We start from the raw sequence: 10,842 nt of genomic DNA, 5'->3' as shown, positions 1-10,842 counted from the left end.
GATCGACCAGTACGCCTCCGGCGGTGTCCTGCTCGACCTCGCGAAGCAGAAGTCCGTCCTGCGCACCTCCGAGATCGATCAGGGACTGCTCGCCACCGGCCGCGTGGACGACGTCCAGTACGCGATCCCGCAGGGACAGGGCACCGAGACCGTCGTCCACGACGTCGAGGCCTGGAAGAAGTCGGGAGTGCCGCTGCCCGGCGAGAGCTGGACGTGGAGCCAGTGGGCCGATGCCATGCGCGCCCTCGCGAAGAAGACCGGCAGGCCCGGCGGCACCGACCCCGGCCAGAGCGAGGACGCCTTCGAGGTCTGGCTGCGCGGCCAGGGCAAGTCCCTCTACACGAAGGACGGCGGCCTCGGCTTCACCGCCGACGACCTCACCCGCTGGTGGACCTTCACCGACAGGCTGCGCCGCGAGGGCGCGGTCTCTCCCGCCGAGCAGACCACCCAGCTCGACGGCTCGGTGGAGAACACCCCGCTCGGGCGCGGCAAGGCGACGTCCGACGTCAACTGGGACGCCCCGGCGAGCGGTTACCTCGCCCTCGTCCCGACCGGCGTCGCCCTCGCCCCGATGCCGTCCGGCGAGGACGGCACCCCCGGCCAGTACTTCAAGCCGTCCATGTTTCTCGGCGTCTTCGCCAACACCGGCCATCCGAAGGCGGCGGCGCAGCTCGTCGACTTCATGATCAACGACCGGCAGGCCGCGAAGATCCTCGGCGCGAGCCGCGGCATGCCCGTCAACGAGTCCATTCGCGACGCGATCGGCCCGGAGCTGAAGGACTTCGACAAGACCATCGCCGGCTTCCAGGCCTCCCTCGACGGCAAGCTCAAGGACCCGCCCCAGGCGCCCCCCTCGGGCGACAACGCCCTGCAGAGCACCTTCCAGCGCGACTACGACCAGGTGTCCTACGAGCGCATGTCGCCCCGTGAGGCGGCCGAGAACTATGTCACCGAGGCGAAGGCGGAGCTGAGGTCATGACCACCACCGCGATCCCTCCCGAGGCCAAGCGCGCCCCGGCCGCCGCCCCCCGGCGCCGCCCCAGGCGTGAACGCGAAGGCGCCGCCTGGGTGTTCCTGTCCCCCTGGGTGCTCGGCGCGATCGTCCTGACGCTGCTGCCGATGGCCGTGTCGCTGTACCTGTCGTTCACCGACTACGACCTGTTCAACCCGCCGAAGTGGGTGGGCCTGCGCAACTACACGCAGATGTTCACCGAGGACCCGCGCTACTGGCGCTCGGTCGTGACGACCCTGACGTACGTCGTCATCGCCGTGCCCCTGCAACTGGCCCTCGCCCTCGTCGTCGCCCTCGCCCTGAAGGGCATGAAACGCGGCAAGGCCTTCTACCGCTCCGCCTTCTACGCGCCCTCGCTGCTCGGCGCGTCGATGTCCATCGCCCTCGTCTGGAGGGCCGTCTTCAACGACGGCGGCCCGGTCGACAACCTGCTCGGCACCGGCGGCTGGGTCAACAAGCCCGGCTTCGCGCTGCTGGCCGTAGCGCTGCTGACGGTGTGGCAGTTCGGCGCGCCGATGGTCATCTTCCTCGCCGGGCTCCAGCAGATCCCCGCCGAGCTCTATGAGGCCGCGGCGGTGGACGGGGCAGGGAAGTGGCGGCAGTTCCTGTCGGTCACCGTGCCGATGCTGTCCCCGGTGCTGTTCTTCAACCTGGTCCTCCAGACCATCCAGGCCTTCCAGGTGTTCACGCCCGCCTTCGCGGTCAGCGCGGGCAAGGGCGGTCCCGCGGACTCGACCCTCGTCTACACCATGTACCTCTACGACCGCGGCTTCGTCGCCTCCCACATGGGCTACGCCTCCGCCATGGCCTGGGTGCTGCTCCTCGTGATCGGCATCGTCACGGCGGTGCTGTTCCGCACCTCACGCTCCTGGGTCTTCTATGCCTCCGAGGGGGACCGGTGACCTCTACGACCATCACTCACAGGCCCGTTCGCCGGGGCCGTGTCGCCGTGCACCTCGGCTGTCTGGCCGCGCTGCTGGTCATGCTGTACCCGCTGGCGTGGCTGCTGGCCACCTCGCTCAAGCCCGCCGACGAGGTCATCGCGAGCTTGAACCTGCTGCCCGGCCACCTGGAGTGGTCGAACTACTCCACCGCCCTGGAGGGCGTCAACGACGTCTCCATCTGGCGGCTGCTCGGCAACTCCCTGCTGATCGCGGGCGGGGCCGTCCTCGGCAACGTCCTCAGCTGCTCGCTCGCCGCCTATGCCTTCGCCCGCCTCAGGTTCCGCTTCCGCGGACCGCTGTTCGCCTTCATGATCGCCACGATCATGCTCCCGCACCACGCGGTGCTGATCCCGCAGTACATCATCTTCAACCAGCTGGGCCTGGTGAACACCTACTGGCCGCTGATCCTGCCGAAGTTCCTCGCCACCGAGGCGTTCTTCGTCTTCCTCATCGTGCAGTTCATGCGCGGCCTGCCGCGCGAACTGGAGGAGGCGGCCCGCATCGACGGCTGCGGCCCCTTCCGCAGCTTCTTCCAGGTCGTCCTGCCCCTCACCCGGCCGGCCCTGATCACCACCGCCATCTTCACGTTCATCTGGACCTGGAACGACTTCTTCACCCAGCTCATCTACCTCTTCGACCCGGACAAGTTCACGCTGACGCTCGCCCTGCGCTCCTTCGTGGACGCCTCCAGCACCTCCGCGTTCGGCCCGATGTTCGCCCTGTCCGTCATCGCGCTGCTGCCGATCGTGCTGTTCTTCCTGGCCTTCCAGCGGTTCCTGGTGGAGGGCATGGCCAGTTCCGGAGTCAAGGGGTGAGCGGGGTGCGGACACGCGAGGCCGGTGAGGTCTTCGGGCCGCGCACGGCCCTGTTCGCCGATGTGCTGAGCGTCGGTCTGGCCACGTCGCTGGTGTGCCTGCCGCTGGTCACCGCACCGGCCGCGCTGTCGACGGCGTGCGCCGTCCTGCGCGGGGCCGGACAGGACCGGCCCGTCACGGCGGGACGGTACTTCGCCCTGCTGCGTCAGCGCCTGCGGGCCGGTGACCTGGTCGCCGGGGCCGTCGCTCTGGCGGGACTGCTGCTGTTCGCCGCGGACCTGGCGCTCGCCGGGGCCGGGCTGCCCGGGGCGACGGTGTTCGCGGCGACCGCCGCCGCCATCGCCGCCTGCGCGGCGGTCGTCGCCCTGCGGGCCTGCGCCCGTCCCGAGTCGCTCACCGACTGGCGTGCGGCGGTACGCGAGGCGGCCCGGGACGCCGGGGCGGACGTGGGCGGCAGCGGCCTCGTCCTGCTCGCCGTGGCGACGGCCGCGCTGTGCGCCTGGATGCTGCTGCCCCTGGCCTTCCTCGCCCCGGGGCCGCTGGCCCTGGCACTCACCGCGGTCGACGTACGCAGGTCGGCCGCCGTTCCCCGGTGAGTGGTGTGCTGGAAGCTCTGGACGGCGCACCGTCCCGAAGGAGCAGCTCCTTCGGGACGGTGCTGTGCTCAGCGCCCTTGGAACGCGGCTTCGTCAGCGCGCGGACGAAGCGGCTCGCCGAGGTTCTTCCTCGGCGAGCCGGTGCACCGGCGTGTGGGTCCGGCCGACCAGCGGCTGCCCCGCGTACGGAGATGCCACCCGCGGCTCAGCCGCGTACCAAGCCTCCGATGCTGATCCGCGGCCACGACCGGGCCGCCGCGAGCAGCGCCTGGGTGCGTGCCGAGGGAGTGGCCGCTGCCGCCGCCAGCGCCACGGCGGCGCTGGCGATGCCGAGGACCGCGCCCGCGGCCACGTCGCCCGGATAGTGCACGCCGGTGTGGACCCGGGAGTAGCCGACGGCGCTCGCCAGTGCGCCGAGCGGCACCGCCGCCGGAGGCAGGACGACGCCGACGGCGGTGGCGAACGCGACCGCCGAAGCGGTGTGACCGGACGGGAACGAGGCCGACGTCGGCATGGGCACGTGCCGGTCCACCGTCACCCGGGCCGCCTCCCGGTCCGGCCGGGCCCGGCGCACCAGGCGCTTGCCGAGCAGGTTGGCCGAGGCCGACGCCACCGCGATCGCCCCCACGCCGACGATCGCGGCCCGGCGCGGACGCTTCCCGCCCAGCGCCAGGGCGGCCGCGATGCCGAACGAGATCTTGGAGTGGTCGGCGGCGTGGGACAGGTGGCGCAACGTCCGGTCGAGGGTGGGCGTAGGAGTGGCGGCCACCGCCGCGTACAGGGCGCCGTCCACGGCCCTGAGATCGGCGAGCACGGCGGCCAGGAGCCCGCCGGGTCCGCGGGTGGGCTTCCCGCCGCTCGGGAGCGGACGGGGGGCGTCCGCGTCTGTGGTCGTCGGATCGGTCATGTGCTTCTCCCCGCAGTGGCCTTCCTCAGCAAGGTACCGGGACGCGCGGGGCGCACGCTCGGCGCCCCCGCAGGCCGGTACCTCCCGAGTGCCCAGGCGGCGGTCGGCCATCCGGGTGCCCCGGGGCACGGCGTCCGGTTGATCGCATCTGATGGACTGAGCGCATGACGCTGCTGCCACACCGGGTCCTGCGCGCTCTCGACCGTTTCCACGCCGACCGCCCCTGGGACCACAACGCCCACTTCCACCGCTGGATCCTGCGGCAACTGCCCGGACGGGTGGGCAGCGCCCTGGACGTGGGATGCGGCAGCGGCGACCTCGCCCGGCTGCTGGCCCACCGGGCCGAGCGGGTGCACGGAGTGGACGCCGACCCGGCGATCACGGCCCGGGCGCGGGAACTGACCCCGAAGGCCGCCCCGGTGACGTACACGGTGGCCGACGCGCCGGGCGGGCTTCCCGACGGTCCGTACGACGTCATCACCTGCGTCGCGGCCCTCCACCACCTGCCGTTCGCCGAGTCCCTCCGGGCCTTCCGCGACCGTCTGGCCCCCGGTGGGACCCTGGTGATCGTCGGTGTCGCCCGTGAGCGGACGCCCGCCGACCACCTGCTCGGTGTCGCGTCGATCCCGCTGAACATCGGCATGGCGCTGCTGAAGAACCGGGGCCGCCCGGCGCCCCGCCCGGTCGCGATGACCGCCCGCACGAGCCCCGCGGACATGACCTTCCCCGAGATCGTCCGCGAGGCCCGTGCCGTCCTGCCCGGCGCCCGCCCGCGCCGTCGTCTGTTCTGGCGCTACACGCTGGTCTGGCACCGTCGCTGACCCGGCCTCCGTCTACCGGCCGATGCTTCAGCCGGCCGCGCGGAAGGTGCGCAGCCGCAGCGAGTTGCCGACGACGAAGACCGAGGAGAAGGCCATGGCCGCCCCGGCGATCATCGGGGTGAGCAGGCCGGCCGCGGCCAGCGGCAGGGCCGCCACGTTGTAGGCGAATGCCCAGAACAGGTTCGAGCGGATGGTGCCGAGGGTGCGGCGGGCGAGGCGGATGGCGTCCGCCGCGGCCCGCAGGTCGCCCCGCACGAGGGTCAGGTCGCCCGCCTCGATCGCGGCGTCCGTGCCGGTGCCCATGGCCAGACCGAGATCGGCCTGCGCGAGGGCCGCCGCGTCGTTGACCCCGTCGCCGACCATCGCGACCGAACGGCCCTCCGCCTGCAGCCGCTTGACGACCTCGACCTTGTCCTGCGGCAGCACCTCGGCGACGACGTCCTCCGCGGCGATGCCGACCTCACGGGCGACGGACCGGGCCACCGCCTCGTTGTCGCCGGTCAGCAGGATCGGGGTCAGTCCGAGGGCGCGCAGCCGGCGGATCGCCTCGGCGCTGGTCTCCTTGACCGCGTCGGCGACCTCCAGCACCGCCCGCGCCTCGCCGTCCCACGCCACCGCGATGGCCGTGCGCCCGGCCTCCTCGGCCGCCGCCCTGGCCCGGGCCAGCCCCTCCGGCAGTTCCATCGCCCAGTCGGCCAGCAGCCGCTCCCGGCCGACGAGCACCGCGTGCCCCTCGACGATGCCCTGCACACCCAGTCCGGGCACGTTGGCGAAGTCCTCGGGCGTGGGCAGTGCGCCGAGCTTCTCCAGCGCCCCGTCGGCGACGGCACGGGCGATCGGGTGCTCGGAGGAGTGCTCCAGCGCCCCCGCCAGCCGCAGCACCTCGGCCTCGTCGGTGCCGTCGGCGGTGTGCACGGCCAGCAGGGTCATCCGGCCGGTGGTGACGGTGCCGGTCTTGTCGAGGACGACGGTGTCGACGCGGCGCGTGGACTCCAGCACCTCAGGGCCCTTGATGAGGATGCCGAGCTGGGCTCCCCGACCGGTGCCGACCATGAGCGCGGTCGGAGTGGCCAGGCCGAGGGCGCAGGGGCAGGCGATGACGAGCACGGCGACCGCGGCGGTGAACGCGGCCGTCAGTCCCACGCCGTTGCCGAGCCAGAAGCCCAGCGTGGCCAGGGCGAGGGCGATCACGACGGGCACGAACACGGCGGAGATCCGGTCCGCGAGCCGCTGTGCGGCGGCCTTGCCGTTCTGCGCGTCCTCCACCAGCCGGGCCATCCGGGCCAGTTGGGTGTCGGCCCCCACCCGCGTGGCGCCCACGACGAGCCGGCCGCCGACGTTGATCGTGGCGCCGGTGACCGGGTCGCCCGTGCCCACCTCCACCGGCACGGACTCACCGGTGAGCATCGAGGCGTCCACGGCGGACGAGCCCTCGACGACGGTTCCGTCGGTGGCGATCTTCTCTCCGGGGCGGACCCGGAATCGGTCGCCGACCCGCAACTCCGCGACCGGGACGGTCTGTTCCCGCCCGTCGGCGCGCAGCACGGTGACGTCTTTCGCGCCCAGCTCCAGCAGCGCCCTCAGCGCCGCGCCCGCCTTGCGCTTGGCCCGGGCCTCGAAGTACCGCCCGGCCAGGATGAAGGCGGTCACGCCCGCGGCGGCTTCCAGGTAGATGTTCCCGGCGCCGTCCGTGCGCTGGATGGTCAGCTCGAAGGGGTGCGTCATCCCCGGTGTGCCCGCGGTGCCGAAGAACAGCGCCCACAGAGACCAGAGGAACGCGGCCGAGGTGCCCACCGAGATCAGCGTGTCCATGGTGGCGGCGCCGTGCCGGGCGTTGGTGAACGCCGCCTTGTGGAAGGGCCAGGCCGCATACGTCACGACGGGCGCGGCCAGCGTCAGCGACAGCCACTGCCAGTACTCGAACTGCAGCGCGGGGATCATGGCCATGGCCACGACGGGGACCGCCAGCACCACGGCCGTGACCAGGCGCTCGCGCAGCGGCCGCAGTTCGTCGGCCTCGGCGGCGGGCTCGTTGGATACCTCGGGAGGCGTGGGCTCCTGGGCGGTGTATCCGGTCGCCTCGACGGTGGCGATGAGGTCGCCGACGGACAGGTCGCCCGAGTAGCTGACCTTCGCCTTCTCGGTGGCGTAGTTGACGGTGGCGGTGACCCCGTCCATGCGGTTGAGCTTTTTCTCGATGCGCGCCGCGCAGGAGGCGCAGGTCATGCCTCCGATGGCGAGTTCCACCTCGGCGGCGGTGCCGGTCGCACTGGTGGTCATGGCTCACACCCTCCCGGTCAGTTCGTAGCCGGCCTCGTCGACGACCTCCGCGATCTCGGTGTCGTCGGGCTCGGTGGCGGTGGTGACGGTGACGCGCCCGGTTCCGAGATCGACCTCGACGCCGCTGACGCCGTCCAGCTCGCCGATGGCCTTGGTCAGCGTGGCCTTGCAGTGGCCGCAGGACATTCCGGCGACGGCATAGGTGGTGGCGGGCATCGGTGCCTCCTCTGTGAGATGCGGACATACGGGCCGGGGGTATCCCCTCGGCGACTTCATATATACCCCCGAGGGGTATAGGATGCAAGCGTCGAGATGGCTTGACTGGATACCCCCTGGGGGTATGGTGAGCTGCATGGAGGGCCCGCAGTCGAGCGGGAGCCCCGGTTTCCGAAGGAGACGTCGGCCATGAACACCGGACTCAAGATCACGACCTTCGCCGCCGCTCTGGCCGCGGCCTTCGGCACGGCCTACGGTGTCGGCCGGGGCATCGACCCCGTCGTCGCCGACAGCCCGCCGAAGCACGCGGACGAGCACACCCGGCCCTCGCCCCGGCCGGAGGAAGGCGGCGGCCACACCGGACACGAGACACCCCCGGCCGGCGGACTCCAGAGCTCCGAAGGCGGCTACACCCTCGACCTCCGGACCCCGCGCGTCACCGCCGGGCACCGCGCCGACCTGCGCTTCACGGTCCGGGACGGCAGCGGCCGGGCCGTCACCGCCTACCAGCGCGAACACGACAAGGAACTCCACCTCATCGTGGCCTCACGCGACCTGGTCACCTACCGCCATCTGCATCCCACCCGCGCGGCCGACGGCACCTGGAGCATCCCCGTCGACCTGCCCCGTGCGGGCGACTACCGCGTCTTCGCCGACTTCACCCCGGCGAAGAGGGACGCCCGCAACCTCACCCTCGGGGCGGACCTCGCGGCCTCCGGCCCGTACCAGCCGAAGAGACTCCCGCCGGTGAGCACCACGGCCGGGACCAACGGCTACGAGGTCGAACTGGCCGGCGCCCTGCGCGCCGGCAAGGCGAGCGAACTGAAGCTGAAGGTCTCCCGCGCCGGCAAGCCCGTCACCGACCTCCAGCCCTACCTCGGCGCCTACGGCCATCTGGTGGCCCTGCGCTCCGGCGACCTCGCCTACCTCCACGTCCACCCGAACGGCGAACCCGGCGACGGACGGACCAGGCCCGGCCCGGAGATCTCCTTCACCGCCACGGCCCCCAGCGCGGGCTCCTACCGGCTCTTCCTCGACTTCAAGCACGGGGGAAAGGTCCACACAGCGGCCTTCACCGTCCGGGCCGGGGCAGCGACGGCCGTCGAACCGGGTACCCCCCAGGGGCACTCGGAGGTGCGGTCACGGGCACTGAGCCTCAGCCGAGGGCCCGGTCCAGATTGAAGGCCGCGCTGATCAGGGCGAGATGCGTGAATGCCTGAGGGAAGTTGCCCTGCTGCTCCCCGGTGTGACTGATCTCCTCGGCGTACAGGCCGAGATGGTTGGCGTACGTCAGCATCTTCTCGAAGGCGAGGCGCGCCTCGTCGATCCGCCCGGCGTGCACCATGGCCTCGACGTACCAGAACGAGCAGATGGAGAACGTGCCCTCGTCGCCGTGCAGCCCGTCCGGGCTGGACCGCGGGTCGTAGCGGTAGACCAGCGAGTCGGAGACCAGCTCCTCGGTGAGCACGTCCAGCGTCGAAAGCCACTTGGGGTCGGTCGGGGCGATGAACTTCGTCAGCGGCATCATCAGCACGGCCGCGTCCAGCACGTCCCCGTCCTCGTGCTGGACGAAGGCCCGGCGTGCCTCGGACCAGCCCCGGCTCATGATCCGCCGGTAGATCGTGTCGCGGCACTCCCGCCAGCGCGGCAGATCGGCCGGCAGGCCGCGCCGGTTGGCCATCCGGATGGCCCGCTCGATCGCCACCCAGCACATCAGCCGCGAGTACAGGAAGTTCTTGCGCCCGCCCCGGGTCTCCCAGATGCCCTCGTCGGGCTGGTCCCAGTGCGCGCACACCCAGTCCACCAGCGCGCACACGTCGTCCCACTGATCGCTGGAGATGGGCTGGGCCCACTTGTCGTAGAGGTAGATGGAGTCGATCAGTGCGCCGTAGATGTCGAGCTGGAGCTGGTCCGCCGCCGCGTTGCCGACCCGGACCGGCGCCGAGCCCTGGTGGCCCTCCAGATGATCGATGGTCCTCTCGGGCAGCTCGGTGTGCCCGTCGATGCCGTACATGACCTGCAGCGGGCCCGAGACCTTGCCGTCGCCCGGGCTGATGTGCCGGGTCACGAACCTCATGAACGCCTCGGCCTCGCCCGTGAAACCCAGCCGCAGCAGGGCGTAGACGCAGAAGGCCGCGTCGCGCACCCACACGTACCGGTAGTCCCAGTTGCGTTCGCCGCCGAGCCGCTCGGGCAGGCTCGTCGTCGGCGCGGCCACGATCGCGCCGGTCGGGGCGTAGGTGAGCAGCTTCAGCGTCAGGGCCGACCGGTGCACCATCTCCCGCCAGCGGCCCTTGTACCGAGACGCCGACAGCCAGCGCCGCCAGTACGCCACGGTCGCCGCGAACTGCTCCTCCGCCTCGGTACGGGCGCACCGGCGGGGCGTCACGTCGCCGCCGACCTTGTCCAGCGCGAACACCGCCGACTCGCCCTCGGAGAGCTTGAAGTCCCCGCGCACGTCCGGCCCGGCGGCCTCCAGCGGCACCGTCGCGGTCAACGCCAGCGCCAGCCCGTCGGTCTCGAAGACCGCCGTGTCACCCGTCAGCCGGACGGTGTGCGGCCGGGCCCCGTAGTCGAACCGGGGGGCGACACGGGTACGGAACGGGATCGAGCCGCGCACGCACACCACCCGGCGGATCAGCCGGTGCCGCTCGGCCTCCGCCGGCTCACCGTCGAGCGGCATGAAGTCCTGTACCTCGCCGACGCCGTCCTCGGTGAAGAACCGGGTGATCAGGACGTTGGTGTCGGGGAAGTAGAACTGCTTGGTCCGCGCCGGCACCGTGGCCGCCAGTTCGAAGCAGCCGCCGCGCTCCGCGTCCAGGACCGACGCGAACACGCTCGGCGCGTCGAAGGCCGGACAGCAGTACCAGTCGATCGTGCCGTCCGTCCCCACCAGGGCCACACTGCGCAGATCACCGATCAGCCCGTGCTCGGCGATCGGCAGATACCGTGGGCCGCCCGGCACGTCGTGGTCCGCCGCTGGTCCGCCCATGACAGCCTCCCTGGCCCGGTACCTGCCTCAGCCCCAGCCTAGGCCGTGTCCGCGAAGTCCCGCCTGCCCCGCGACGCCTGGCACGCTCCCCCAAGCTCTCGGCTTCACTCGAGCAGGGGGTGCCCCCATGACGCCGCGGGGCCCGCCCTCCGGGCGGACGACGGGACTTCGCGGACACGACCTGGAACCGCCGACGGGCCCGCCGCCGTCAGACGGTGACCACCCGCAGCCCGGCCTCCTCGAAGCGCCGCACCGTCTC

At 72.1% G+C, this 10,842-nt stretch carries 10 protein-coding genes; 6 read left to right on the top strand and 4 right to left on the bottom strand.

The genetic code is table 11. From position 1 onward, the window contains the following. From SSQG_RS03395 to SSQG_RS03380, 4 genes are all read left to right on the top strand, one after another. A partial coding sequence (locus SSQG_RS03395) for an ABC transporter substrate-binding protein (protein WP_063749149.1) occupies window positions 1–979 on the top strand: 979 nt, incomplete at its 5' end. After that, complete coding sequence (locus SSQG_RS03390) at window positions 976–1,914, top strand: carbohydrate ABC transporter permease (protein ID WP_003988293.1); 939 nt, start codon at window positions 976–978, stop codon at window positions 1,912–1,914. The genes SSQG_RS03395 and SSQG_RS03390, both read left to right, overlap by 4 nt. Beyond that, window positions 1,911–2,771 carry a carbohydrate ABC transporter permease gene (locus tag SSQG_RS03385; protein ID WP_003988292.1) on the top strand — a complete coding sequence of 287 codons (861 nt, stop codon included), beginning with the start codon at window positions 1,911–1,913 and terminating at the stop codon, window positions 2,769–2,771. The genes SSQG_RS03390 and SSQG_RS03385 overlap by 4 nt, the downstream gene beginning before the upstream one ends. Continuing rightward, window positions 2,768–3,367: a hypothetical protein gene (locus tag SSQG_RS03380; RefSeq protein WP_003988290.1), complete on the top strand. Its 600-nt coding sequence runs from the start codon at window positions 2,768–2,770 to the stop codon at window positions 3,365–3,367. Before SSQG_RS03385 ends, SSQG_RS03380 begins: the two co-directional genes overlap by 4 nt. Before the next feature lie 205 nt (window positions 3,368–3,572). Here the strand turns inward: SSQG_RS03380 and SSQG_RS03375 are convergent, their stop codons facing one another. Then, on the bottom strand, window positions 3,573–4,274 hold the full coding sequence (locus tag SSQG_RS03375) for a phosphatase PAP2 family protein (protein WP_003988289.1): 702 nt from the start codon (window positions 4,272–4,274) through the stop codon (window positions 3,573–3,575). A 164-nt stretch (window positions 4,275–4,438) separates the two neighbouring features. Between SSQG_RS03375 and SSQG_RS03370 the strand changes: the two genes are divergently transcribed. Next, window positions 4,439–5,095, top strand: a complete 657-nt coding sequence (locus SSQG_RS03370) for a class I SAM-dependent methyltransferase (RefSeq protein ID WP_003988288.1) — start codon at window positions 4,439–4,441, stop codon at window positions 5,093–5,095. Window positions 5,096–5,122: 27 nt separating this feature from the next. Here SSQG_RS03370 and SSQG_RS03365 read toward each other — a convergent pair whose 3' ends face one another. Then, on the bottom strand, window positions 5,123–7,375 hold the full coding sequence (locus tag SSQG_RS03365) for a heavy metal translocating P-type ATPase (protein WP_003988287.1): 2,253 nt from the start codon (window positions 7,373–7,375) through the stop codon (window positions 5,123–5,125). A 3-nt stretch (window positions 7,376–7,378) separates the two neighbouring features. Continuing rightward, window positions 7,379–7,591: a heavy-metal-associated domain-containing protein gene (locus SSQG_RS03360; RefSeq protein WP_039931861.1), complete on the bottom strand. Its 213-nt coding sequence runs from the start codon at window positions 7,589–7,591 to the stop codon at window positions 7,379–7,381. Between the two features lie 189 nt (window positions 7,592–7,780). Here SSQG_RS03360 and SSQG_RS03355 point away from each other — a divergent pair, with 189 nt between their 5' ends. Continuing rightward, entirely contained in the window at window positions 7,781–8,773 is a 993-nt protein-coding gene (locus tag SSQG_RS03355; protein ID WP_052310223.1) for a hypothetical protein, read from the top strand. Here the strand turns inward: SSQG_RS03355 and SSQG_RS03350 are convergent. Further along, on the bottom strand, window positions 8,748–10,583 hold the full coding sequence (locus SSQG_RS03350; RefSeq protein ID WP_052310222.1) for a glycoside hydrolase family 15 protein: 1,836 nt from the start codon (window positions 10,581–10,583) through the stop codon (window positions 8,748–8,750). The two genes, SSQG_RS03355 and SSQG_RS03350, sit on opposite strands and share 26 nt — an antisense overlap. Between the last annotated feature and the right edge of the window lie 259 nt (window positions 10,584–10,842).

The organism is Streptomyces viridochromogenes DSM 40736 (assembly GCF_000158955.1).
Lineage (GTDB): Bacteria > Actinomycetota > Actinomycetes > Streptomycetales > Streptomycetaceae > Streptomyces > Streptomyces venetus.
This window is presented reverse-complemented; position numbering and strand designations above follow the sequence as displayed.

What these genes read in the sequence shown, in the direction of transcription:
- SSQG_RS03390 (WP_003988293.1), top strand. Translation starts at nt 976, where the DNA reads ATGACCACCACCGCGATCCCTCCCGAGGCCAAGCGCGCCCCGGCCGCC.
- SSQG_RS03375 (WP_003988289.1), bottom strand. Translation starts at nt 4,274, where the DNA reads ATGACCGATCCGACGACCACAGACGCGGACGCCCCCCGTCCGCTCCCG.
- SSQG_RS03370 (WP_003988288.1), top strand. Translation starts at nt 4,439, where the DNA reads ATGACGCTGCTGCCACACCGGGTCCTGCGCGCTCTCGACCGTTTCCAC.
- SSQG_RS03365 (WP_003988287.1), bottom strand. Translation starts at nt 7,375, where the DNA reads ATGACCACCAGTGCGACCGGCACCGCCGCCGAGGTGGAACTCGCCATC.
- SSQG_RS03360 (WP_039931861.1), bottom strand. Translation starts at nt 7,591, where the DNA reads ATGCCCGCCACCACCTATGCCGTCGCCGGAATGTCCTGCGGCCACTGC.
- SSQG_RS03355 (WP_052310223.1), top strand. Translation starts at nt 7,781, where the DNA reads ATGAACACCGGACTCAAGATCACGACCTTCGCCGCCGCTCTGGCCGCG.
- SSQG_RS03350 (WP_052310222.1), bottom strand. Translation starts at nt 10,583, where the DNA reads ATGGGCGGACCAGCGGCGGACCACGACGTGCCGGGCGGCCCACGGTAT.